Source organism: Micrococcus sp. KT16 (assembly GCF_003315015.1).
Classification (GTDB): Bacteria; Actinomycetota; Actinomycetes; order Actinomycetales; family Micrococcaceae; genus Micrococcus; species Micrococcus luteus.
This window is the reverse complement of sequence record NZ_QNRG01000003.1, coordinates 84,516-107,719: the sequence shown is the minus strand read 5'-3', so window position 1 is coordinate 107,719 and position 23,204 is coordinate 84,516. Positions and strand designations below refer to the sequence as shown.

General features: G+C 71.7%; 21 protein-coding genes. 6 read left to right on the top strand and 15 right to left on the bottom strand.

From position 1 onward, the window contains the following. Positions 1-111: 111 nt before the first annotated feature. The 3 genes from DE149_RS03940 to DE149_RS03930 form a co-directional block, all read right to left on the bottom strand. Positions 112-1,269 carry a BMP family protein gene (locus DE149_RS03940; RefSeq protein WP_113913979.1) on the bottom strand — a complete coding sequence of 386 codons (1,158 nt, stop codon included), beginning with the start codon at positions 1,267-1,269 and terminating at the stop codon, positions 112-114. A 144-nt stretch (positions 1,270-1,413) separates the two neighbouring features. Beyond that, entirely contained in the window at positions 1,414-2,670 is a 1,257-nt protein-coding gene (locus DE149_RS03935; protein WP_113913978.1) for an amidohydrolase, read from the bottom strand. Between the two features lie 61 nt (positions 2,671-2,731). Beyond that, on the bottom strand, positions 2,732-3,883 hold the full coding sequence (locus DE149_RS03930) for a mannose-1-phosphate guanylyltransferase (RefSeq protein WP_060775495.1): 1,152 nt from the start codon (positions 3,881-3,883) through the stop codon (positions 2,732-2,734). 247 nt (positions 3,884-4,130) lie between these two features. Here DE149_RS03930 and sdhC point away from each other — a divergent pair, with 247 nt between their 5' ends. The 4 genes from sdhC (at position 4,131) to DE149_RS03910 (ending at position 7,674) form a co-directional block, all read left to right on the top strand. Next, positions 4,131-4,535, top strand: a complete 405-nt coding sequence (gene sdhC, locus DE149_RS03925; RefSeq protein ID WP_010079344.1) for a succinate dehydrogenase, cytochrome b556 subunit — start codon at positions 4,131-4,133, stop codon at positions 4,533-4,535. 3 nt (positions 4,536-4,538) lie between these two features. Then, a complete protein-coding gene (locus tag DE149_RS03920) occupies positions 4,539-5,018 on the top strand; it encodes a succinate dehydrogenase hydrophobic membrane anchor subunit (RefSeq protein WP_113913977.1) in 480 nt (159 codons plus the stop codon). Positions 5,019-5,095: 77 nt separating this feature from the next. Further along, positions 5,096-6,883 (top strand): succinate dehydrogenase flavoprotein subunit, encoded by a 1,788-nt coding sequence (gene sdhA, locus DE149_RS03915; protein ID WP_113913976.1) that lies wholly within the window; start codon positions 5,096-5,098, stop codon positions 6,881-6,883. Continuing rightward, positions 6,883-7,674, top strand: coding sequence for a succinate dehydrogenase iron-sulfur subunit (locus tag DE149_RS03910; protein ID WP_010079347.1), 792 nt, complete (start codon positions 6,883-6,885; stop codon positions 7,672-7,674). The genes sdhA and DE149_RS03910 overlap by 1 nt, the downstream gene beginning before the upstream one ends. A gap of 183 nt (positions 7,675-7,857) precedes the next feature. Here DE149_RS03910 and DE149_RS03905 read toward each other — a convergent pair whose 3' ends face one another. The 8 genes from DE149_RS03905 to DE149_RS03870 all read right to left on the bottom strand — a co-directional run bounded on the left by DE149_RS03905 (position 7,858) and on the right by DE149_RS03870 (position 14,623). Beyond that, a complete protein-coding gene (locus DE149_RS03905; protein WP_113913975.1) occupies positions 7,858-8,379 on the bottom strand; it encodes a hypothetical protein in 522 nt (173 codons plus the stop codon). Between the two features lie 7 nt (positions 8,380-8,386). Continuing rightward, positions 8,387-9,001 (bottom strand): hypothetical protein, encoded by a 615-nt coding sequence (locus DE149_RS03900; RefSeq protein ID WP_169577783.1) that lies wholly within the window; start codon positions 8,999-9,001, stop codon positions 8,387-8,389. A 78-nt stretch (positions 9,002-9,079) separates the two neighbouring features. Further along, a complete protein-coding gene (locus DE149_RS03895; protein WP_080981684.1) occupies positions 9,080-9,736 on the bottom strand; it encodes a hypothetical protein in 657 nt (218 codons plus the stop codon). Positions 9,737-9,794: 58 nt separating this feature from the next. Then, a complete protein-coding gene (locus DE149_RS03890; RefSeq protein WP_044659648.1) occupies positions 9,795-11,078 on the bottom strand; it encodes an ABC transporter permease in 1,284 nt (427 codons plus the stop codon). Next, the gene (locus DE149_RS03885; RefSeq protein WP_036314566.1) at positions 11,075-11,836 is read right to left on the bottom strand and encodes an ABC transporter ATP-binding protein; all 762 of its coding nucleotides are present in this window, start codon (positions 11,834-11,836) and stop codon (positions 11,075-11,077) included. Before DE149_RS03885 ends, DE149_RS03890 begins: the two co-directional genes overlap by 4 nt. A gap of 188 nt (positions 11,837-12,024) precedes the next feature. Then, positions 12,025-13,107: a tryptophan--tRNA ligase gene (gene trpS / locus DE149_RS03880; protein ID WP_049145560.1), complete on the bottom strand. Its 1,083-nt coding sequence runs from the start codon at positions 13,105-13,107 to the stop codon at positions 12,025-12,027. A gap of 26 nt (positions 13,108-13,133) precedes the next feature. Next, positions 13,134-14,060, bottom strand: coding sequence for an exodeoxyribonuclease III (locus DE149_RS03875; RefSeq protein ID WP_020624731.1), 927 nt, complete (start codon positions 14,058-14,060; stop codon positions 13,134-13,136). Then, a complete protein-coding gene (locus DE149_RS03870; RefSeq protein ID WP_020624732.1) occupies positions 14,060-14,623 on the bottom strand; it encodes a hypothetical protein in 564 nt (187 codons plus the stop codon). The genes DE149_RS03875 and DE149_RS03870 overlap by 1 nt, the downstream gene beginning before the upstream one ends. Before the next feature lie 102 nt (positions 14,624-14,725). Here DE149_RS03870 and DE149_RS03865 point away from each other — a divergent pair, with 102 nt between their 5' ends. Further along, positions 14,726-16,228: an MFS transporter gene (locus tag DE149_RS03865; RefSeq protein ID WP_233490699.1), complete on the top strand. Its 1,503-nt coding sequence runs from the start codon at positions 14,726-14,728 to the stop codon at positions 16,226-16,228. 16 nt (positions 16,229-16,244) lie between these two features. Here DE149_RS03865 and DE149_RS11935 read toward each other — a convergent pair whose 3' ends face one another. The 4 genes from DE149_RS11935 to glyA form a co-directional block, all read right to left on the bottom strand. Further along, positions 16,245-18,134: an ABC transporter permease gene (locus DE149_RS11935; protein ID WP_113913974.1), complete on the bottom strand. Its 1,890-nt coding sequence runs from the start codon at positions 18,132-18,134 to the stop codon at positions 16,245-16,247. A gap of 3 nt (positions 18,135-18,137) precedes the next feature. Then, positions 18,138-19,124, bottom strand: a complete 987-nt coding sequence (locus tag DE149_RS03855; protein WP_060974382.1) for an ABC transporter ATP-binding protein — start codon at positions 19,122-19,124, stop codon at positions 18,138-18,140. A 129-nt stretch (positions 19,125-19,253) separates the two neighbouring features. After that, positions 19,254-20,165: a bifunctional methylenetetrahydrofolate dehydrogenase/methenyltetrahydrofolate cyclohydrolase gene (locus DE149_RS03850; RefSeq protein WP_036338210.1), complete on the bottom strand. Its 912-nt coding sequence runs from the start codon at positions 20,163-20,165 to the stop codon at positions 19,254-19,256. Between the two features lie 7 nt (positions 20,166-20,172). Then, the gene (glyA, locus tag DE149_RS03845; protein ID WP_010079361.1) at positions 20,173-21,453 is read right to left on the bottom strand and encodes a serine hydroxymethyltransferase; all 1,281 of its coding nucleotides are present in this window, start codon (positions 21,451-21,453) and stop codon (positions 20,173-20,175) included. Between the two features lie 227 nt (positions 21,454-21,680). Between glyA and DE149_RS03840 the strand changes: the two genes are divergently transcribed. After that, positions 21,681-23,195 carry a catalase gene (locus DE149_RS03840; RefSeq protein ID WP_041102947.1) on the top strand — a complete coding sequence of 505 codons (1,515 nt, stop codon included), beginning with the start codon at positions 21,681-21,683 and terminating at the stop codon, positions 23,193-23,195. Positions 23,196-23,204: the final 9 nt, after the last annotated feature.

Here is a 23,204-nt window from a genome sequence, read left to right as displayed (position 1 = left end):
TGGTCGATGCTCGTGGTGCCGCGCTCGGCGGCGGGGGCGGGCCGGGCGCCCGCGCGCCGCGGGGCCGGTCCGGAGGGGTCCGGGCCGGCCCTGCGGCGGTGGCGAGGCGGGTCAGGCCTCCGGGGAGTACTCCGAGCCGACCTTCAGCTCGCCCGAGACGATCTTGGCCTCGAGATCCTTGAGCTCGTCCTTGAGCTCCTGCGGCACCGTGTCCTCGAAGTCGTGGAACGGGGCCAGCTCGACGCCCTTGTTCTCCAACGTGCCCACGTAGGGCTCGGCCGAGAACTCGTCCTTCAGGTCCGCGGCGATCACGTCGGCGACGGACTGGCCCATGTTCTTCTTCACCGAGGTGAGGATCAGGTTGCCGTCCTTGGTGGACTCGTAGCCGTCCGAGTCCGGCCAGATGACCTTGACGTCCTTGCCGCCCTGGTTCGCCTCGCGGACGGCGTCCAGGGTGCCCAGGCCCACGGGGCCGGCCACCGGCATCACGATGTCGGCGCCCTCGTTGATGAAGTTGGCGGTGTTCGTCTTGCCGTTGGCCACGTTCTTGAAGTCGCCCGTGAAGGAGCCGGTCTTCGCGTCCTTGTCCCAGCCCAGGACCTTGACGTCCTTGTCCTTGACCTCGTTGTAGTGCTCCACGCCGCGGGCGAAGCCGTCCATGAAGATGGTGACGGTGGGGATCTCCATGCCGCCATAGGTGGCCACGGTGCCGGTCTCGGTGGTGCCCGCCGCCAGGTAGCCGGCCAGGAACGCCGCCTGCGCCGTGTCGTAGGTGAGCTTCTGGAAGTTGTCGGAGAAGCCCTCCGCGGTGACGTCCACGCCGAAGAAGTGGGTGTCCGAGTGCTGCGCGGCGATCGGCTTCATGGCGTCGCCGAGGAGGAAGCCCACGCCGATGACGGCGTCGCAGTCGGCGTTGACCATGGCGGTCACGTTCGGGGTGAACTCGCTGGGCTCGTTCGACTCGGCCTCGCTGGTGGTGATGCCGTAGGCCTTCTCGGCAGCCTTGAGGCCCTCGTAGGAGGACTGGTTGAAGGAGCGGTCGTCGAAGCCGCCCTCGTCCGAGACGATGCAGGCCTTGTAGTCCTTGTTGTCCGAGCCGACGCCGTCCACGGTGGCGATGGCCTCGCTCTCGGCGGCGCCGGAGCCCGAGGCCTCGGACTGCTCCGGCGGGGCGCCGCACGCGGTCAGCAGCAGACCGGAGACGCCGAGCGCGGCGGCGGGGAGCAGGAGACGACGGCGGCGCGCGGCCGACGGGGTGGCGATGCCCATGGGGTCCTCATTTCGGAAGGCACGGTGCGAGGCCCGCGGCCGGTGGCCGCGGAAAGACGGGGCCCGTGCGGGTGGCCCCGTCCGGATGAGCGCGAGTCTACCGAACGGTGGGCCCGTCCCCTCCGGCGGGGGCGGGCGGTGGGGTCAGTGGTGGTCCTCGCCCGTGAGCACCTGCAGCGCGGCGGCGGTGAAGACCCGCATGCCCACGCCGATGGCCCGCTCGTCCGGCGCGTAGTCCCCGCGGTGCAGATCGTAGATGGGGCCACCCGGGGACCGGGTGCCGAGGCGCAGCATGGAGCCGGGCACCTTCTGGGTCATCCAGGCGAAGTCCTCGCCGCCCATCGACTGCGGGGTCAGGACGATCGCCCGCGAGCCGAGCTCCCGCCGCGCCGCGGTCTCGATCAGCGCCGTCTCGCCCTCGGTGTTGTGCACCGGCGGGACGCCGCGCACGTGCTCGAGCTGCACGTGCACGCCGTACGGCGCGGCCACCTGTCGGACCACCTCGTCGAGCAGCGCGCCGGCCTCCTCCCACACGTCCGCGTCGAGGCAGCGCATGGTCCCGGCCAGGTAGCCGGTGTTGTCGATCGCGTTGGGCGCGCTGCCGGCGGCGATCTGCCCCCACACCACCGAGACGGCCGAGCGCACGTCGATCCGCCGGGAGAGCACGGCGGGCACGTTCACGGCGATCTGGGACAGGGCGAAGACCATGTCCTCGGTGAGGTGGGGCCGCGAGGTGTGCCCCCCGCGTCCGGTGAGGGTGATCCGGATGGTGTCCGCCGCCGAGGTGATGGCGCCGATGCGGGTGCCGATCGAGCCGACGTCGACCTGCGGGTCGCAGTGCGCCGCCAGGATGCAGGGCACGTCGTCGAGGATCCCCTGGCGCAGCACGGACAGCGACCCGCCGGGCAGCCGCTCCTCCGCGGGCTGGAAGATGACGCGGACCGTGCCGTGGGCCCGCTCGCCGGCCGCGCGCAGGTCGGCGTCGGCGGTGGCCCCGCGGAGGATGCGGCCGAGGGCGACGGCCACCCCCGCCATGACGGCGGTGTGCATGTCGTGCCCACACGCGTGCGCGACGCCGTCATTGACGGACACGTAGGGCAGGCCGGTCTCCTCCTCGACCGGCAGCGCGTCGATGTCGGCGCGCAGGGCCAGCACCACCGGCCCCTCCCCGACGTCCACGTAGGCGCCCGTGGACTCCATCCGCACGGGCGAGAACCCGTAGCCGGAGAGCAGCTCCACGATGCGGTCGGTGGTGCGGTACTCCTCATAGGAGAGCTCGGGATGCCGGTGCAGGTCCCGGCGGAAGGACACGATCTCGTCCTCGAGCTCGGCCACCACGGGGCCCACCGAGGGGACGGAGGTCGGGCGGGGCCCGGTCAGCACGGAGTCGGAGGTGGTCATGGCCCAGCACCCTACTCCGGGGGTGCCGGTCGGTGCGGGCCGGACCCCGCCGGGGACGCGGTCAGAGGACCTCGTCCACGCCCTCGGCCTTGAGCGCCTCGACGGCCTTCTTGACCTCCTGGGCGTGCTCCGTGGTGGTGACCAGCAGCGCGTCCTCGGTGTCCACCACGACGACGTCCTCGATGCCGATCAAGGCGATGACGCGCTTCGTGTCCGTCACCACGACGCCGGACGCGTCGTCCGAGTACACGCGCGGGGTGTCCCCGATCACCGTGATGCCGGAGGCGTCCTTGACCGGGTTCAGGCGGGCGATCGCCGCGAAGTCCCCCACGTCGTCCCACGTGAAGGAGCCGGGGATCACGGCCACGTCGCCGACGGCGGCGGCGGGCTCGGCCACGGCGTAGTCGATGGCGGTCTTCGTCAGCTCGGGCCACACCCGGGCCATGACCTCGTCCCGCTCCGGCGTCTCCCACGCGCGGGCGATCTCCATCAGGCCGGCGTGCAGCGCGGGCTCGTTCTCCTCGAGGTGGGCCAGCATGAGGCCCACGGGCGCCACGAACATGCCCGCGTTCCAGAGGTAGCGGCCGGACTTCACGTACTGCTGGGCGACCTTCAGGTCCGGCTTCTCCACGAACGCGGCGACGTCATGCGCGTCCGGAGCGCCGGCCACGCGGAGGCGGCGGCCCCGGCGGATGTAGCCGAAGCCCGTGGCCGCGTGCGTGGGCTCGATGCCGATGGTCACGATCCGGCCGGTGGCCGCCGTCTCGACGGCCTGCCGCACCGCGTCCTGGAAGACCTCCACCGGGGAGATCACCTGATCCGCCGCGAACGAGCCCATGATCGTGTCCGGGTCACGCAGGGAGAGGATCGCCGCGGCCAGGCCGATGGCGGCCGCGGAGTCCTTGGGCGAGGGCTCGAGCACCAGATCCGTCTCCGCCAGATCCGGCAGCTGCATGCACACCGCCTCCCGGTGGGCCTCCCCGGTCACCACGAGCATGCCCGCGGCCAGGGGCGCCAGACGGTCCCACGTGGCACGGATCAGGGTCTGGCCCGAGCCGGTGAGGTCGTGGAGGAACTTCGGCGCGGCGGCCCGCGAGAGGGGCCACAGGCGGGTGCCCACGCCCCCGGCGGGGATCACGGCGTGGAAGCGGGACAGGGCCGTGCCCGGCGCGGCCTCGCGCGGGGCATCGGTCAGGTTCGGATCGGTGCTCACCGGCCCAGACTACGGAACCGTCCGGACGGGGGACCACTCGACGCGTCCCAGGCGGGGCACAGCCCAGACCGAACAGGACGGCGGCGGGGCGCCGCGCGCGTCACAGTGGCCGCCCCGGCCCCCGATCGGGCACGGAGGCGCGGGAAGGGTCTACCCTAGGAGGAGGAATCCACTCGCACACGCCCCTGCCCGTCGTCGTCCCACGGCGGAGGACCGGGATCGTGCATTCCCCCTGGAGGTATCAACCGTGTCTAGCGCCACTGCGCAGGCCCCGGCCAAGAACGGCCGCGGAACCCTGTACCGGGGCCACGGCGGCATGTGGTCCTGGGTGGGCCACCGCGTCACCGGCGTCGTCATCTTCTTCTACCTGCTCGTCCACGTGCTGGACACGGCCCTGGTCCGGGTCTCCCCCGAGGCTTACGACGCCGTGATCGGCTCGTACAAGACGTGGTACTTCGCGCTCGGCGAGGCCGGCCTCGTCGCGGCGATCATCTTCCACGCCCTGAACGGCCTGCGCATCATCCTGGTCGACTTCTGGAAGGGCGGCACCCAGCACCACAAGACCCTGCTGTGGATCGTGCTGGGGCTGTGGGTCGTCCTGACCCTGGGCTTCGCCATCCGTCACTTCAGCCTCGCACTCGGAGGTCACTGAGCCATGAGCACCACCGCTGAGACCACCATCGCGGCGCCCCGCAGCCGCCGTCTGGACCCCAAGTACACGCGCGACGGCGGCTGCCGCGGCAACTTCGAGATGCTCGCCTGGCTGTTCATGCGCATCTCGGGCGTCTTCCTCGTCGTGCTGATCGCCGTGCACCTGACCACCAACCTGCTGGTGGGCGACGGCATCCAGGCCGTCGACTTCGGCTTCGTGGCCGGCAAGTGGGCGCACCCGCTGTGGCAGTTCTGGGACCTGGCCCTCCTGTGGCTGGCCATGCTGCACGGCGCCAACGGCGTGCGCACGATCATCAACGACTACACCCGTCGCGGCACCGGCCGGTTCTGGCTGACGATGATCCTGTACATCGCCACGGCCGTGATCATCAGCCTCGGCACCCTGGTGATCTTCACCTTCGACCCCTGCATGGTGGACGCCTCCGGCGCCCTGCTCGAGGGCTCCCCGGCCTTCTGCGGCTGACCCCGGAAACGCTCACCCTGCGGTGCGGCCGGCCCGAGCGGCCGCCGCGTCACAGACACCCAGAAAGAGAGACCTGAATGCAGGTGCACAAGTACGACGTGGTGATCGTCGGCGCCGGCGGCGCGGGCATGCGCGCGGCCATCGAGGCCGGTCAGCGCGCGCACACCGCCGTCCTCACCAAGATCTACCCCACGCGTTCCCACACCGGCGCGGCCCAGGGCGGCATGTGCGCGGCCCTCGCCAACGTCGAGGAGGACAACTGGGAGTGGCACACGTTCGACACCGTCAAGGGCGGCGACTACCTGGTGGACCAGGACGCCGCGGAGGTCATGGCCAAGGAGGCCATCGACGCGGTGCTCGACCTCGAGAAGATGGGCCTGCCCTTCAACCGCACCCCCGAGGGCAAGATCGACCAGCGCCGCTTCGGCGGCCACACCCGTGACCACGGCAAGGCGCCCGTGCGCCGCGCCTGCTACGCCGCGGACCGCACCGGCCACATGATCCTCCAGACGCTGTACCAGAACTGCGTCAAACACAACGTGGAGTTCTACAACGAGTTCTACGTGCTCGACCTGCTTCTGGTGGAGGAGGACGCCGTGCGCGAGGACGGCACCCCGTACAAGCAGAAGCGCACCGCCGGCGTCGTCTCCTACGAGCTGGCCACCGGCGAGATCCACGTCTTCCAGGCCAAGTCGGTCATCTTCGCCACCGGCGGCGCCGGCAAGGTGTACAAGACCACCTCGAACGCCCACACCCTCACCGGCGACGGCATGGCCATCGCCTACCGCGCGGGCCTGCCGCTCGAGGACATGGAGTTCGTGCAGTTCCACCCGACCGGCCTGGCCGGCCTGGGCATCCTGCTTTCGGAGGCCGCACGCGGCGAGGGCGGCATCCTCCGCAACGCGGACGGCGAGCGCTTCATGGAGCGCTACGCCCCCACCATCAAGGACCTCGCCCCGCGCGACATCGTGGCCCGGTCCATGGCCGAGGAGGTCCGTCAGGGCCGCGGCGCCGGCCCCAACAAGGACTATGTGCTGCTCGACCTGACGCACCTGGAGCCCTCGCACATCGACGAGAAGCTCCCGGACATCACCGAGTTCGCCCGCACGTACCTGGGCGTCGAGCCCTACACGGAGCCGGTGCCGGTGTTCCCCACCTGCCACTACTTCATGGGCGGCATCCCCACGAACATCAAGGCCGAGGTCCACCAGGACAACGACACCGTCGTGCCGGGCCTGTACGCCGCCGGCGAGGTGGCCTGCGTGTCCGTGCACGGGTCCAACCGCCTGGGCACCAACTCGCTGCTGGACATCAACGTGTTCGGCCGCCGCGCCGGCATCTACGCCGCCGAGTACGCCGTGCAGGCGGACTGGGTGGAGCTGCCCGAGGGCGGCGAGCTGCCGACCGTGGAGCACATCGAGAACCTGCGCTCCGCCACCGGCTCCGAGCGCGTCGCGGACATCCGCGCCGAGCTCCAGGAGTCCATGGACGCGGACATGCAGGTCTTCCGCGACGAGGACTCGATCCGCCGCGCACTGGCCAAGATCGAGGAGCTGCGCGGGCGCTACGAGAACGTGTCCGTCCAGGACAAGGGCCACCGCTTCAACCTCGACCTGCTCGAGGGCATGGAGCTGGGCTACCTCCTGGACATCGCCGAGGCGATGACCCTCGCGGCCCTGGGCCGCAAGGAGTCCCGCGGCGGGCACTACCGCGAGGACTACCCCGATCGCGACGACGAGAACTTCATGGCGCACACCATGATCTACCGTGACGAGACCGCGGAGATGGAGGGCGTCAAGGGCATCCGCTTCGAGACCAAGCCCGTCGTCGTGACCCGTTACCAGCCGATGGAGCGTAAGTACTGATGAGCCACTCAGCAACCGAGACCGAGGCCCCCGTGGCCCAGGCGCAGACCCAGTCCGCCGGTGGCGGCGCAGGCGAGGTCGAGAGCTTCGACATCGTGCTCAAGGTCCGCCGCTACCTCCCGGAGTCCTCCGAGGAGTCCTACTGGGACGAGTGGCGCCTGACCATGTACGGCACCGACCGCGTGCTGGACGCCCTGCACAAGGTCAAGTGGGACCACGACGGCACCCTGTCGTTCCGCCGCTCCTGCGCCCACGGCGTGTGCGGCTCCGACGCCATGCGCATCAACGGCCGCAACCGCCTGGCCTGCAAGACGCTCCTGAAGGACCTCGACCTGTCCAAGCCCATCCTGGTGGAGCCCATCAAGGGCCTGCCGGTGGAGAAGGACCTGATCGTGGACATGGACCCGTTCTTCCAGTCCTACCGCGAGATCATGCCATTCCTGGTCGCCGAGGGCCACGCGCCCACCAAGGAGCGCTACCAGTCCCAGGCCGACCGGGCGATCTACGACGACACCACGAAGTGCATCCTGTGCGCCGCGTGCACCTCGTCCTGCCCGGTGTTCTGGACGGACGGCCAGTACTTCGGCCCGGCCGCCATCGTCAACGCGCACCGGTTCATCTTCGACTCGCGTGACGAGGCCGGCGACATGCGCCTGGAGATCCTGAACGACAAGGAGGGCGTGTGGCGTTGCCGCACGACCTTCAACTGCACCGACGCGTGCCCCCGCGGCATCCAGGTGACCAAGGCGATCTCCGAGGTGAAGCGGGCCATCCTGGCCCGCCAGTTCTGATCCCCCGCACCACGACGGCGGCCCGTCTCCTCACCTCGAGGAGGCGGGCCGCCGTCGTCGTGCGTGGTGCCCCTCCCGCCGAGGCCCGCAGACGCGCCGTCACCGGACCGGCGTAGCGGCGTGTCTGCGGGCCTCGGCGTGGGGACGGGCGGGACCGGAGGCGGAGTCGGAGGCGGGGCGAGCTCAGACGTCGAAGGCGTCGCGCGTCTCCCGCCGGTGTGCCACACGCAGCCACACCGCGCTGGACACGAGCATCCCGACGACGGCACCCAGCACGACCGGCCCCCCTCCCCCGTCCTGCACCATCCGTCCACCGTCGACCATCCAGAAGGCCGCCGTGAGCATCCCCAGCACCACGAGCACGCTCCCCACGGGGCGCACGGCCCGGATGCGGCGGGTGATGCCGGCCAGGAGCACCAGGGTCAGGACGACCACCGCCGCGGCGGCCACCGGCCACGCCCCCGCCGGGGTGAGGAACGCGGCGACGTCGGCGTCGGTGACCTCGCTCGCGCCCCAGGAGCGCGCCTCCAGCACGGCGCGGGCGTAGCCGGGCGTCGACTGCAGCGCGAGCACGCCCCCCATGCCGGCCGCGCTCAGTGCGCCCGTGACGGCCGTGACGGTCTGGAACAGGCGCAGGGGACGCAGCGACGCGAGATCGGGGGCGGGGTCCGTGGTCTCGTGGGGATCGTCGTCGAGGGGGTGCATGCCCCCATCATGCCCGGCGGCGCAGGAAGGTCGTCGCGAGGCCCGGGTTGAAGGCGCACACGAGCCAGGCCGCGTTCACGAGCGCGAACAGCCCGCCCAGGACCAGGGGCAGCACCACGTCCCCGGCGGGGAAGACGAACAGGCGGATGGCCCCCAGCAGCGTCACGAAGATGGCGATCGAGGCGAACAGGGCACCCATGATGCGCGCCGTGTTGCTGTGCCGGGTCAGGCCGACGAGGACGATCGCGTAGACCGACAGACCCAGCAGGGTCGCGAACCAGACGCTGCCGGTGAGGGCGCCCTCGATCGCCTCGGCGGTCATCGCGGGCGACTGCGCGCTGCCCTCGGGCAGCGAGTCCGCGATGTCCTGGGCCGCGCCCGGGAGGAGGTTGCGCAGGATCGACGCGGCGTAGAGGACCGCGGACGCCACCGTCAGTCCGAGCAGCGCCCGGAACACGCCGGGGGTGCGGGCATCGGGGCGGATCAGCGGGCGGGCGTCCGGGCCGGAGTGCCCGGCGATGCGCCGCCGCGCCTCATCCGGGCCCACCACGGGCCGCCCGCCGCCGTCCAGGTCGTCGGGGTGGGGGGACACGGGATGCGGGGGTCGATGATCGGAGGCCATGTCGTCATGGTCTCCGCTGGCCGACGCCGGGGCGAGGGCTGGCGACCCCGGACTCGCCGCCGGCGAACGGCGTCGGGATCAGGCGCGGCGGCCCTGACGGGTGTAGGCCGCGACCTGCGGGTTGAAGGCCTTGACCAGCCACAGGATGTTCACGATCACCAGCGCCAGGCTCAGCACGGAGGCCAGGACGCCGCCGATGCCGGGGAAGGTCACGAAGGAGAAGATGCCGCCGACGGCACTGAGGGTGCCCAGGATCGCCACGACGATGCCGAGGATGCGGGCCCAGTTCTTGGCCCCGCGGAGGTTGAAGTACACCAGGGCGTACAGGGCCACACCGATGAGCAGGACGATGATCGTTCCCACCGTCACGGAGGCGCCCACGACGGGCGCGATCTCCTCCACCTGCTCGGGGGTGAGGCCGCTCTGGCGCAGGGAGTCCCGCATGCTCTCGATGCTCTCCCCGCCGCCGAACAGGCCCGGCAGGGCGGACAGCACGTACAGCGCGAGCGACGTGAGCGTCAGCGTCAGGAGGGCGGGGAACGCGGCCGGCTCCGGGACGACGCCGTACGGGCTGCCCGGCTGGGCGCCGTAGCCCGGGGCCGCGTAGGGCTGCGTGCCGTAGCGGGAGCCCGCGGCGGGCTGGCCGTATGCGGGGTTCTGGCCCGGGTACGGGCCGGGGCCGCCCGCGGCGGGCTGCTCCGGGTTCGGGTCCGGGTTCGGTCGATCGGTGGTCATGGTGAGCTCCTCGGTGTCGTGGGTGACGGTGATGGTGATGACGGGCGCGGCGGCAGGATCACTCGTGTCGCAGTGCCTCGATGGGATCCTTCCGGGCCGCACGCAGGGCGGGCAAGGTGCCGGCGATGAACGCGATGGCCACGATCAGCAGCAGGATCAGCAGCAGGGCGAGGGGGTTGACCGCGAACAGGACCAGGCCGGTGACGCCGCTGAGGGGGCCGGTGGTCAGCACCTGGTTCGCGATGAGTCCGACGGCGACGCCCAGGCCGATGCCGATCAGCGAGCCGAGCAGGCCGATCACGACGGCCTCCATGGTGAACAGGCCGAAGATCTTCCCGCCGGTCATGCCGAGGGCCTTCATGAGGCCGATCTCCCGGGTGCGCTCCTGCACCGCCATGAGCAGGGTGTTGATGATGCCGAAGCTGGCGGCGAGCAGCGCGATGAGCGCGAAGCCGGTGAGCACCCACGTGACGGCGTCGATGATGCCGCGGATCACGCCGAGCTGCTCCTCGAGGGTCTGCGCCAGCAGGCCCTGGTCGGCCAGCGCCTGCTTCACGGCGTCCTCGTTCGCCTCCGGGTCCTCCACGATCGCCGTGGCCTGGAAGTAGGTGTTCCGCTGCGACTCCGGCAGGCCCTCCGTCGTGATGTCGTAGATCTCCTGCTCGAGCGACTCCGACGGCGTCGGGGCGGTGCCCGCACCGGACGCGGCCGCCTTCGTCACACCGACCACGGTGGCCGTCACGGACTTGTGCTCCTGCAGCGGGGTCGCCGCCACGACGGTCAGCTCCGTGCCGACCAGGTCCTCGGCGTCGCCGGCGCCCAGGTCCTCCACCCACGACTCGGGCATGACGATCTCCGCGGCGCCGGCCTCGGGGGCACGGCCGGCCGAGAAGGTGAGCATGTCGATCTCGCCGGAGCTGCCCATGAAGCCGGTCTGCCACTTGCGGTCGTCCGGGCCCTGGATGTACTCCGGCTCGGCCACCCGATAGGTCTTCACCTCGGTGACGTGCTCGGTGTCCTCGATCGCGGCGAGGTCCTCCTGCGTGAGCAGCGGCATGCCGAACATCTCGCCGCCGGCGGCGTCCTGCTCCGTGTACTCCTGGGGCGAACCGCTCGCCGCACCGGCCGAGGACATGTCCTGCTGCTTCATCACGGTCAGCTCGCCGGGCTTGCCGAAGCCCTCGACCACGTTGTCCACGTACTTGTTGATGCCCGCGCCGAGCCCCGTGGTGAGGGTCAGCGTGAATGCGCCGATCACGATCGCGACGACGGTGAGGAAGGTGCGCAGCTTGGAGCGCATCGTGTTGGCGAGCGCCGTGCCCGCGACGTCGGTGGCCTTCATGCCCGCGCTCCGTCCCGCTCGGTGCCGACGCGCTCGTCGGCGATGACCACGCCGTCCTGCAGCTCGACGCGACGGTCACACTTCGCGGCCAGGTCGTCGTCGTGCGTGACCACCACGAGGGTGATGCCCTCGTCGCGGTGCAGGCCGAAGAGGATGTCCTCCACGGCCGCCGAGGTGGCGGAGTCCAGGTTGCCCGTGGGCTCGTCCGCGAACAGCACCGTCGGGTTGTTCACGAGCGCACGGGCGATGCACACGCGCTGCTTCTGGCCGCCGGAGAGGTCCGTGGCCTTGTTCTTCGCCTTGTCCGCGAGCTCGAGCCGCTCGAGCACCGCCATGCCGCGGCGGGTGCGCTCGGCCCGGCCCACGCCGGCGATCTTCAGCGGCAGCACGGTGTTCTCCAGGACCGTCTGGTTCGGGTTCAGGAAGAACTGCTGGAACACGAAGCCGAACCGCTCGTTGCGCAGCTGGGAGATCTCCGCGGCCTTGAGCTGGGAGACGGGACGGCCGTCCATCGCGACGACGCCGGCGGAGGGCTGGTCCAGCAGCGCCAGCAGGTGCATCAGGGTGGACTTGCCGGAGCCGGACTTGCCGACGACGGCCAGGGACTCGCCGCGCTGGATCTGCAGGGTGATGCCCTTCAGCGCGTCGAAGCGGGACGCCCCGCGACCGTAGACCTTGACGAGGTTCTCCGTCTCCAGGACGGGTTCGGCGCCGGGCGGGACCTCGGCGACGGCGGGGATGGGGACAGCGGTGGACATGGCTCCGGCACTCCTCTGTCGGTGGGGCTCGCCCCCGCTGCGGCAGGAGCGGAGGCAGTGCCTCCATCCTGACAGCCGCGCACGCGCCGCCGCCTCCACCTCGAGTCGGAGAACACGACGGCCCGCGTCCCCCGCAGGTCGGGGGCGCGGGCCATCGTCGGGAGGCCGCGGGGCCGGTGCGGCCCGGCTCAGCGCAGCGGCGGCAGGAAGCCGACCTTGGCGTAGACGTCCTCGAGCACGGGCGTGGCCACGGCGCGGGCCTTCTCGGCTCCGGAGGCGAGGATGCGGTCCAGCTCAGCGGGGTCGGCGAGCAGCTCGAGGGCGCGCTCGCGCACGGGGGCCAGGCGCTCGACGACAGCGTCCGCCACCGCGACCTTGAGGTGCCCGTACATCTTGCCGACGAACTCCTCCTCGAGCTGCGGGATCGGCGTGCCGGACACCGCGGCGAGGATGGTCAGCAGGTTGGAGACGCCGGGCTTGGCCTCGCGGTCGAAGCGCACCTCGGTGCCGTCGTCGGTGACCGCGGACTTGATCTTCTTGGCGGTCTTCTTCGGCTCCTCGAGGATGTTGATGAGCCCGTTCGGGGACGCCGCGGACTTGGACATCTTCGACGTGGGGTCCTGCAGGTCGTAGATGCGCGCGCCGGTCTCCGGGTAGAAGCCGGTGGGCACCACGAACGTCTCGCCGTAGCGGTGGTTGAAGCGCTGGGCGAGGTCGCGGGTGAGCTCCACGTGCTGGCGCTGGTCGTCGCCCACGGGCACGCCATGCGGCTGGTAGAGCAGGATGTCCGCGGCCATGAGCATGGGGTACGCGAGCAGGCCGACGCCGGCCGCGTCCGCGCCCTGCTTGGCGGACTTGTCCTTGAACTGGGTCATGCGCATGGCCTCGCCCATGCCGGTCATGCAGGTCAGCACCCACGCCAGCTGCGCGTGCTCGGGCACCTGGGACTGGACGAACAGCGTGGAGCGCTCGGGGTCGATGCCGCCGGCGATGAACTGCGCGGCGGCCACCCGCGTGCGCTCCGCCAGGGCTGCCGGGTCCTGCGGCACGGTGATGGCGTGCAGGTCGGGGATGAAGAAGAACGCCTCGAAGTCGGCCTGGGTGCGCTCCCAGTTCACGAGGGCGCCGAGGTAGTTGCCCAGGTGGAGGGAGTCCGCCGATGGCTGCATGCCGGAGAGCACGCGATGCCGGGCGGACGCGCCGGGCAGGTGGGCGGTGGCGGCGGCGTCCTGGGCCAGGACGTCCTGGACGGAGTTCTTCTTCATGGTCATCTCAGCCTCGGGTCTCTCCTGCACGGTCAGAACTGGTAGTCGACCACGAGGGGGGCGTGGTCGGAGAAGCGGGTGCCCCAGCTCGGGGCGCGGTCCACGACGGCGGCCGTCGCCCGCTCGGCCAGGCCCGCGGTCGCCATGTGGTAGTCGATGCGCCACCCGGCGTCGTTGTCGAAGGCCTTGCCGCGCATGGACCACCACGTGTACGGGCCCGGCACCGGCCCGGCGAGGGCGCGGTGCACGTCCGTGAAGCCGAGCTCGCCGAAGAACCGGTCGAAGTAGGCGCGCTCCTCGGGCAGGAAGCCGGCCTTCTTCACGTTGCCCTTCCAGTTCTTGATGTCCAGCTCGGTGTGGCCCACGTTGAGGTCGCCCGTGACGAGGGCGTGCCCCTCCCCCGCGGCCAGCTCGGAGAGGCGGCGGACCATCTCGTCGAGGAACCGGTACTTGTCCTCCTGCTTCGGGGTGTCGACCTCGCCCGAGTGCACGTACGCGGAGACCACGGTCAGCGGCGAGCCGTCCGGCAGGCGCAGGTCGGCCTCGATCCAGCGGCCGGCGTCGTCGAAGTACCCGTCGGCGTCGGCGATGCCCGTGCGGACCTCGCCGAGCGGGAACCGCGAGGCGATCGCGACGCCGGCCCGCCCCTTGGCGGCGGCCACGGCGTCCGCCAGGTGCACCTCGTCCCAGTCCTCGCCCACGATCTCGCGGACCAGCTGCGCCGTGACGTCCGCGGGGGCGCGCACCTCCTGGAGGGTGAGCACGTCCACGCCGCGGCCGGCGAACCACTCCCGCATGCCCTTGCGGTGCGAGGCGCGGATGCCGTTGACGTTCACGGTGGCCACGCGCACGGCGCCGTCGGCCTTGGGCGCCCCGGCGTGGGCGTGCACCACGGGCTCGCCCTCGGCGGGCTCGGGGTACTTCCCGGTGACGGGGTCCTTCTCGGGCAGCGCCGTCATCAGCCGATCACCGTCCCGCTCACCGGGCCCTCGGCGCCGCCGGTCCGGGACTCCTTGATCATGTCGCGGGCGTTGGAGGCCGTGATGTCGATGGTCTCCAGGGCGCGGTCCACCATCTCGCGGTCCATGCCCTCGCCTGCGGCGAGCTGCTCGCGCACCACGCGCACCTGCACCTGGGCGATCTTGAACGAGTGGTCCAGCTTGGTGTCCCGCAGGGGGTCCGCGGCCGGTGCCGGCGGGGCCACCGCGGGGGCGGCGGCGTCGGTGTCCCGGCCGCGCAGGGCGGCGACGTCGGCGCGGGCGTTCTGCATGGCGGTGTCCACCTTGCGGCCCGCGGCCTGGACGCCGCGGCGCATCTGCAGGTACACGACCACCGCGAACACGAGCCAGCCGGCGGCGACGGCGACCACGAGCCACCCGATCACGTCGTTCTGGTTCGCGGCGAAGATGATCGCCACGATCAGGATGACGATCATCGCAACGAAGCCGAGCGATCCCACGCGCAGGCCGGCGCGGGGGCCGCGGCGCGCGCCGTCGGGACCGGGGGTCAGGGACTGGGACATGGGTGCTCCTCCGGAGGGGCTCGTGGGGTCTGCCCTCCATCATCCCGCATCGTGGGGTGCGCTCCGAATCGGGCGGCCCGCATCGGCGCCTATCCTGAGGCGATGACCCCCCGGCCCCCACACCCCGCCGACCCCGTGTCCGGGGCCTTCACCCCTGACCAGCACCGCATCCTCATCGCACTGCTCATGCCGCTCTTCCTCGCGCTGATGAGCGTGTCCGTGGTGAACGTGGCGCTGCCGGCCATCGAGTCGGGCCTGGACGCCACGAGCGCGGATCTGCAGTGGGTGCTGGCGGGGTACACGCTGACGTTCGGCACCGTGCTCGTGGCCGCGGGCCGCGCCGGCGACCTGTGGGGGCGCAAGAACCTGTTCCTGGCGGGCATCACGCTGTACATGCTCGGCTCCCTGCTCTCCGGCTTGGCCGGGGACACCCTGCTGCTCAACGCGGGGCGCCTGCTCACGGGCCTGGGCGCGGGCGTGTTCAACCCCCAGGTCATCGGGTTCATCCAGTCGAACTTCCACGGCCGCGCCCGCGGGCGGGCCTACGGGCTCTTCGGCACCGTGGTGGGCCTCGGCGTGGCCGTGGGGCCCCTGCTCGGCGGGCTGTTCCTCGGCGCGTTCGGCCCCGAGTGGGGCTGGCGCTCCACGTTCCTCATGAACGTGCCCGTGGGCCTGGCCGCCGTCGCGATGGGCGCCCTCTGGCTGCCGCCGCCCACCCGCGTGCACGGCCTGCCCCCCGCCCCCGGACCACGCGGGATCGCCGCGCTCGACCCGGTGGGCGCCCTGCTGCTCGGCGCCGGCGGGGTGAGCCTCATGGTGCCGTTCATCGTCCCGGGCACCGCCTGGCTGCTGGTGCTCGCCGCCGCGCTCGTGACGGCGTGGTGGCTCTGGGAGAAGCGCGTGAAGGCCCGGGCGTCGGCCACCGGCGTGCAGCCCATGGTGGACCCGGCCCTGTTCCGGCGGCCGTCCTTCACGATCGGCGCGCTCGAGTCCACCATCTACCTGGCCACGATGCCGGCGGTGTTCGCGATCGTGGCGATCTTCCTGCAGCGCGGCATGGGGTTCACGCCGCTCGAGGCCGGCCTCGTGGGTCTGCCCGGCGCCGTCGTCGTGGCCTCCCTGTCCCCGTGGGTGGGCTCGATGGTGCAGCGGCGCGGGCCCGTGCTCGTGCTGCTCGGCGCTCTGGTGGGCCTCGTGTCGCTGGGGGTGCTCGCGCTCGCGTTCGAGCGCAGCGCAGCCGGCGCGTGGTCGCCGTGGATCGTGGGGGTGGGGCTGATCGTGCAGTCGGCCTCGCAGGCCCTGCTGCTCACCAGCACGCAGGTGCTGATGATGGACGACGTCGCCGGCCACGAGGCGGGGGCGGCCGGCGGCGTCGCCCAGACGGCGCAGCGCCTCGGCACCGCCCTGGGCCTGTCCGTGGTGACGGGCGCGTTCTTCGCGGCCCTGGCCGGCGCCGCAGCCGAGAGCGCCGGGCCACCGTCGGCCGCGGCGTACGCACACGCGGCCTCGACCGCCATGGGCATGGTGGCCGTATGCTGGGCGCTCACCGCCGCGGTCGCGGCCCTGGACGTGGTCCGGCGGCGCCGCGCGGTGCGCGCGGCCTGACCGGCCCGCGGGGGCCTCAGCGCAGGAACAGCGCGCCGAGCCGGCGGGCGGCGAGCCACACCCCGACGCCGGCCATCACCACGAAGTAGAGAACGTGGCCGGCGGTCGCCCAGCTCAGCGCCCCCACCGCGAGCGCACGCATCATCTCCACCGCGTGCCACAGCGGGAACACGCGGATCACCCACTGGATCGGCTCCGGGTAGACCGCGAGCGGGAAGAACGTGGCCGAGAACAGGAACATGGGCATCAGCACGATCTGGACCCAGTCCATGTGCTGGAACGTCTTCATCCAGCTCGTCACCGCCATGCCGAGGGAGGCGAAGCCCAGCGCCACGAGCAGGGCGCCGGGGATCATGAGCAGCGCCGTCCACGAGGTGACGAGCCCGGCCACGGTCATGACGATCAGGAAGCCGACCGCGTAGATCAGCCCGCGCAGCAGCGCCATCGCGATCTCCCCGAGGGCCACGTCCAGCGGGCCCAACCGCGTGGAGAGCATGGTCTGGTACGTCTTCGCGTAGCGCAGCTTGAAGAACACGTTCCACGTGGAGTCGTAGATGGCGCCGTTCATCGCCGAGACCGCCAGCAGTGCGGGGGCGAGGTACATGCCGTACGGGACGGGGGTGCCATCCGGGCCGGCCACGTCGCCGACCAGCGCACCGAGCCCCAGCCCCAGGGAGGCCAGGTAGAGCACGGGCTCGAAGAACCCGGAGAAGAACACCACCCAGTTGTTGGACTTCAGGGACAGGAACGCCCGCTCCATCACCGCGCGCACGTTGCCCGAGTACGCGCCGGCCAGCGGGCCGCGGCGCACGGGGATCTCGGGCATGGGCGGCACGGCGACGGCGTGTTCCCGCACCACCGACGACGACGGCGCAGCCGGGTCCGCCTGCGCGGCGGCGGGTGCGACGTCGGCGCGGGCGGCCCCGGTGCGCGCGGCACGGCGGCCCAGGCGCGGGGCACGGCGGCCCAGGCGCGGGGCACGGTCGCGACGGGCGGCCGTGACGGCGTCGCGGTCCGGGGTGCCGCGGACCCAGCCGAGGCGGCGCGTGTAGATCCGCACCGCGAGCCAGGCCCCGCCGAGCGCGAGGGCCAGCAGGAACGCCACGTGCACCACGGTGAGCCAGGCCGGCTCGACCATCCCGTAGGAGAGCACGCGGCCGAGCTGGGCGGCATGCCACTGCGGGGAGAGCCAGCCGATCCAGCGCAGCCACACCGGCAGCGCCTCGAGCGGGTAGAAGGTGGCGGAGAACAGGAACAGGGGCATGACCACGAGCCGCTGCAGGGTGGCGAACTGGCCCTTGTCCTCCTTCAGGGAGGCCGCGAACGCCATGATCGGCGCGCCGACGGCGAGCCCGCCGAGCGTGGCGGTGAGGACCTGCACCCACGCCCACGGGCTCGAGACCACGCCGAACGCCAGCATCACCAGCAGGAACACGGCGGCCTGGAACACGAACCGCAGGCTCACGGCCGCGAGGTGGCCCAGGGCGATCTGCGCCGGAGACAGCGGAGTGGCCTGCGCCGCGTAGTACGTGCGCTGCCACTGGAACCCGCCCATCACCGGGTAGGAGAACTCGACGGACGCGGTCATCAGCGCGCCCGAGGCCAGCAGCGCCGGGGCGATGAACGCGACGTAGGAGACCCCGCCCAGGGCGTCCTGCGGCATCCCCCCGCCCATGAGCTGGGCCAGGCCCAGGCCCATGGCCAGCAGGTAGAGCACGGGCTCGCCGAGCGCCCCGACGAGCAGCACCGCGCCGTAGCGACGCATGTTCCGCAGCTGGTGTTCGGCGTAGAGCAGGACGCCGCGGCGCCTCACACGCTCCGCGGACGCCGCCGCGGTGACCGGCGGGCGCAGCGGCTCGGCGGGCGTGGCGGGGCCGGGGGCCGTCGTCGTGATGGGGGACGGCACGGGTCAGTCCACCAGGGTGCGGCCGGTGAGGATGAGGAACACGTCCTCGAGGCTCGCCCGGCGGGTCAGCGTGGTGGCGGGGGCGGGCAGGGCGCCCTCGTCGACGAGGCGCTGCACGACGTCGTGCAGGTCGTCCGCGCGTCGGGCGTAGACGAGGACGCGGTCCGGGAGGACCTCGACGCGGTGCACGACGCCGTCACCCGCGTGGGCCTGGACGGTGCGGGCCGCGGCCTCGTTGCGGTCCGCGCCGAAGCGCGCCTCGAGGACCTCACGGGAGGCGTGCTCGCGGATGAGCTCGGCGGGGGTGCCGGCGGCCATGATCTCGCCGCCGTCGACGACGACGAGCCGGTCGCACAGCTGCTCCGCCTCGTCCATGTGGTGCGTGGTCAGCAGCAGCGTGGTGCCGCGTTCCTTGAGCCGGTAGAGGCGGTCCCACAGGATGTGGCGGGCCTGCGGGTCCAGGCCCGTGGTGGGCTCGTCGAGGAGGAAGAGGGCCGGCTCGTTGACCAGGGCGCGGGCGATCACGAGCCGGCGCTTCATGCCGCCGGAGAGGTCGGTGACCTTGGCGTCCGCCTTCTCGGTGAGCTGGGCGAAGGCCAGCAGCTCCTCGGCCTTGGGCCGCAGGTACGAGTAGGGCAGGCCGAAGTAGCGGCCGTAGATCAGGATGTTCTCCCGGGCGGTGAGCTCCTCGTCCAGGTTGTCCTGCTGCGGCACCACGCCCAGGCGCGCACGGACGGCCGGCCCGTCCTCCTCCGGGTCGATGCCCAGGATGGTCAGCTCGCCCGCGGTGCGCTGCGAGGTGCCCGCGAGCATGCGCATGGTGGTGGACTTGCCCGCGCCGTTGGGGCCGAGCAGGCCGAAGCACTCGCCGGGACGCACGTCCAGGTCGATGCCCTTCACGGCGTGGAACTCGCCGTACTGCTTGCGCAGCCCACGGGCACGGATGACGGAGGCGCCGCCGGGGGACGCGTGCAGAGTGGTGTGACTCACAAGGCGACAGCATAGGCGCACCACCCGCCCGGACGCGCGCCGCCCCCTCGGCGACGAACCCTGCGATATGGCCCCCATCCGGGGTGGATGGGGGCCATATCGCAGGGTTGGTCGCGGGAGTGGGAGAGGTCAGGCTCCGGCCCGCTCCCCGGCCCAGTCCTCGCCGTCGGCGGCACGCTCGGCGGCCTCGACGACGTTCGCCAGCAGCATGACGCGGGTCATCGGCCCGACGCCGCCCGGGTTCGGCGCCATCCAGGCCGCCTTCTCCTTCACGGCCGGGTCCACGTCGCCCAGGACGCGCGACGTCCCGTCCTCCCCGGTCACGCGGGAGACGCCCACGTCCAGGACGATCACGCCCTCCTTGACCTGCTCCGGCTTCACCATGTGGGCGGAGCCGGCGGCGGCGATCACGACGTCGGCGCTCGCCAGCAGCTCGTCGAGGTTCGTGGTGCCGGTGTGGGCCAGGGTCACGGTGGCGTTGACCTCGCGGCGGGTGAACACGAGGCCGGCGGGCCGGCCGATGGTCACGCCGCGGCCGATCACGAGCACGTGCTTGCCGGCCAGCCCCACACCGTGGTGGCGCAGCAGCTCGACGCAGCCGGCCGGGGTGCACGGCAGCGGCGAGTCCAGCTCGCCGCCGACCGAGGCCACGAGCCGCCCCAGGTTCATGGGGTGCAGGCCGTCCGCGTCCTTGTCCGGGTCGATGGCCTCGAGCACCTTCTGGGTGTCCACGTGCTTCGGCAGCGGCAGCTGGACGATGTAGCCCGTGCAGGCCGGGTCCTCGTTCAGCTCGCGCACGACGTCGAGGATCTGCTCCTCCGTCGCGTCCGCGGGCAGCTCACGCTGGATGGACTCGATGCCCACCTCGGCGCAGTCGCGGTGCTTGCCCGCCACATACTTCTGCGAGCCGGCGTCCTCACCCACGAGCAGGGTGCCGAGGCCGGGGGTGTGCCCGCGCTCGGCGAGGGCGGCCACGCGGCCGCGCAGCTCCTCCTTGATCGCGGCGGCGGTGGCCTTGCCGTCCAGGACCTTCGCGGTCATCGGCGGCTCACCAGCCCTCGAGGCCGTCGTACAGCGGGAAGTCCTCGGTGAGCTTCACGACGCGGGCGCGCAGCGCCTCCACGTCCGGGCTCGGCTTCAGCGCCTCGGCGATGACGTCGGACACCTCGCGGAACTCGGCCTCGCCGAAGCCGCGGGAGGCCAGCGCGGGGGTGCCGATGCGCAGGCCGGAGGTGGTCATCGGCGGACGCGGGTCCCACGGCACCGAGTTGCGGTTCACGGTGATGCCGACCTCGTGCAGGATGTCCTCGCCCTGCCTGCCGTCCAGCTGAGACTCGCGCAGGTCCACCAGGACCAGGTGCACGTCCGTGCCGCCGGTGAGCACCGAGATGCCGTGCTCGGCCATGTCCGGGGCGGTCAGGCGCTCGGCCAGGATCTGCGCGCCGGCCAGGGTGCGCTCCTGCTTCTCCTTGAAGTCCGCGGAGCCGGCGATCTTGAAGGCCACGGCCTTGCCCGCGATCGCGTGCATCAGCGGGCCGCCCTGCTGGCCCGGGAACACGGCGGAGTCGATCTTCTTCTTCAGCTCCTCGGTGGAGAGGATGAAGCCCGAACGGGGGCCGGCGAGGGTCTTGTGCACGGTGGAGGAGACGACGTCGGCGTGCGGCACCGGGTTCGGGTGCAGGCCGGCGGCCACGAGGCCGGCGAAGTGGGCCATGTCCACCCAGAGCCGGGCGCCGACCTCGTCCGCGATCGAGCGGAAGGCGGCGAAGTCGAGCTGACGGGGGTAGGCGGACCAGCCGGCCACGATCACCTTCGGCCGGGCCTCGAGGGCCTTCTCGCGCACCTTGTCCATGTCGATGCGGTGGGTGTCCGGCTCCACCTCGTACGCGGCGATGCTGTAGTTCTTGCCGGAGAAGTTCAGCTTCATGCCGTGCGTCAGGTGGCCGCCGTGCGCCAGGGACAGGCCCATCATCGTGTCCCCGTGGTCCAGCAGCGAGGTCATCACGGCCACGTTGGCCTGAGCGCCGGCGTGCGGCTGGACGTTGGCGTGCTCGGCGCCGAACAGGTCCTTGGCGCGCTGGATGGCCAGGTTCTCGGCCACGTCCACGAATTCGCAGCCGCCGTAGTAGCGGCGGCCCGGGTAGCCCTCCGCGTACTTGTTGGTCAGCACCGAGCCCTGCGTCTCGAGGATGGCGCGCGGCACGAAGTTCTCCGAGGCGATCATCTCGAGCGTGCCCCGCTGGCGGCCGAGCTCGTCCGCGAGCGCCGCGGCGATCTCCGGGTCCACCTCGGCGAGGGGCTGGGTGTTGATGTCGGGCGTCTGCGTCACGGGGGTTCCCTTCGAACGGGGGTCTGTGCGGCCGGAAGGCTCCGGTGCCCTCCATCCTAGTGACTGGGCGCCGTCGTCGGTCCTGCGCGACGGCGGCCCGCGGCCCCGGCGACCGACCCCGGCACCCGGTTCTTTTGACTGATTCAGAAATATGCCAAGATCGGGGATGACGCCGCCCACCGCGCCGATCGGTGCGCGGCCGACGTCGATCGACGAAGGAGAGTTCCATGACGGAGTACCAGAAGACGACCCCGCACGCGACCGGTTCCACCCGCCAGAACGGCGCCCCGGCCGTCAGCGACCGCCAGTCCCTGACCGTGGGCAGCGAGGGGCCCATCGTCCTGCACGACACCCACCTGCTGGAGACCCACCAGCACTTCAACCGCATGAACATCCCGGAGCGCCGCCCGCACGCCAAGGGCTCCGGCGCCTTCGGCGAGTTCGAGGTGACCGAGGACGTGTCGAAGTACACCAAGGCCCTCGTGTTCCAGCCGGGCACGAAGACCGAGACCCTCCTGCGCTTCTCCACCGTGGCCGGCGAGCTCGGCTCCCCGGACACCTGGCGCGACGTGCGCGGCTTCGCGCTGCGCTTCTACAGCGAGGAGGGCAACTACGACATCGTCGGCAACAACACCCCGATCTTCTTCCTGCGCGACCCGATGAAGTTCACCCACTTCATCCGCTCGCAGAAGCGTCTGCCGGACTCCGGCCTGCGCGATGCCACCATGCAGTGGGACTTCTGGACCAACAACCCCGAGTCGGCGCACCAGGTGACCTACCTGATGGGCCCGCGCGGCCTGCCCCGCACCTGGCGTGAGATGAACGGCTACGGCTCCCACACCTACCTGTGGGTCAACGCCCAGGGCGAGAAGCACTGGGTGAAGTACCACTTCATCTCCCAGCAGGGCGTGCACGGCCTCTCGAACGACGAGGCCACCAAGATCGCCGGCGAGAACGCCGACTTCCACCGCCAGGACCTGTTCGAGTCCATCGCCAAGGGCGACCACCCCAAGTGGGACCTCTACATCCAGGCGATCCCCTACGAGGAGGGCAAGACCTACCGGTTCAACCCCTTCGACCTGACGAAGACGATCTCCAAGAAGGACTACCCGCGCATCAAGGTCGGCACGCTGACCCTGAACCGCAACCCGGAGAACCACTTCGCGCAGATCGAGTCCGCCGCGTTCAGCCCGAGCAACACCGTGCCGGGCATCGGCCTCTCCCCGGACCGCATGCTCCTGGGCCGCGCCTTCGCGTACCACGACGCCCAGCTGTACCGCGTGGGCGCCCACGTGAACCAGCTGCCGGTGAACCGTCCCAAGAACGCGGTGCACAACTACGCCTTCGACGGCCAGATGTGGTACGACCACACCGGCGACCGCTCCACCTACGCGCCGAACTCCAACGGCGACTCCTGGTCGGACGAGACCGGCCCGGTGGACGACGGCTGGGAGGCCGACGGCACCCTGACCCGCGAGGCCCAGGCCCTGCGCGCGGACGACGACGACTTCGGTCAGGCCGGCACCCTCGTCCGCGAGGTCTTCTCGGCCCAGGAGCGCGAGGACTTCGTGGAGACCGTGGCCGGCGCGCTGAAGGGCGTCCGCCAGGACGTCCAGGCCCGCGCCTTCGAGTACTGGAAGAACGTGGACGCCACGATCGGCCAGCGCATCGAGGACGAGGTCAAGCGCCACGAGGGCGACGGCATCCCGGGCGTCGAGGCCGGCGGCGAGGCCCGCATCTGACGGCTCCTT

Bases quoted from the DNA above. Each gene is read 5' to 3' on its own strand.
- DE149_RS03895 (WP_080981684.1), bottom strand. From the start codon at position 9,736: ATGACCACCGATCGACCGAACCCGGACCCGAACCCGGAGCAGCCCGCC.
- DE149_RS03870 (WP_020624732.1), bottom strand. From the start codon at position 14,623: ATGTCCCAGTCCCTGACCCCCGGTCCCGACGGCGCGCGCCGCGGCCCC.
- sdhA (WP_113913976.1), top strand. From the start codon at position 5,096: ATGCAGGTGCACAAGTACGACGTGGTGATCGTCGGCGCCGGCGGCGCG.
- DE149_RS03875 (WP_020624731.1), bottom strand. From the start codon at position 14,060: ATGACGGCGCTGCCCGAGAAGGACCCCGTCACCGGGAAGTACCCCGAG.
- DE149_RS03920 (WP_113913977.1), top strand. From the start codon at position 4,539: ATGAGCACCACCGCTGAGACCACCATCGCGGCGCCCCGCAGCCGCCGT.
- DE149_RS03935 (WP_113913978.1), bottom strand. From the start codon at position 2,670: ATGACCACCTCCGACTCCGTGCTGACCGGGCCCCGCCCGACCTCCGTC.
- DE149_RS03940 (WP_113913979.1), bottom strand. From the start codon at position 1,269: ATGGGCATCGCCACCCCGTCGGCCGCGCGCCGCCGTCGTCTCCTGCTC.
- DE149_RS03905 (WP_113913975.1), bottom strand. From the start codon at position 8,379: ATGCACCCCCTCGACGACGATCCCCACGAGACCACGGACCCCGCCCCC.
- DE149_RS03885 (WP_036314566.1), bottom strand. From the start codon at position 11,836: ATGTCCACCGCTGTCCCCATCCCCGCCGTCGCCGAGGTCCCGCCCGGC.
- trpS (WP_049145560.1), bottom strand. From the start codon at position 13,107: ATGACCATGAAGAAGAACTCCGTCCAGGACGTCCTGGCCCAGGACGCC.
- DE149_RS03840 (WP_041102947.1), top strand. From the start codon at position 21,681: ATGACGGAGTACCAGAAGACGACCCCGCACGCGACCGGTTCCACCCGC.
- DE149_RS03865 (WP_233490699.1), top strand. From the start codon at position 14,726: ATGACCCCCCGGCCCCCACACCCCGCCGACCCCGTGTCCGGGGCCTTC.
- DE149_RS03850 (WP_036338210.1), bottom strand. From the start codon at position 20,165: ATGACCGCGAAGGTCCTGGACGGCAAGGCCACCGCCGCCGCGATCAAG.
- DE149_RS03900 (WP_169577783.1), bottom strand. From the start codon at position 9,001: ATGGCCTCCGATCATCGACCCCCGCATCCCGTGTCCCCCCACCCCGAC.
- DE149_RS03890 (WP_044659648.1), bottom strand. From the start codon at position 11,078: ATGAAGGCCACCGACGTCGCGGGCACGGCGCTCGCCAACACGATGCGC.
- DE149_RS03910 (WP_010079347.1), top strand. From the start codon at position 6,883: ATGAGCCACTCAGCAACCGAGACCGAGGCCCCCGTGGCCCAGGCGCAG.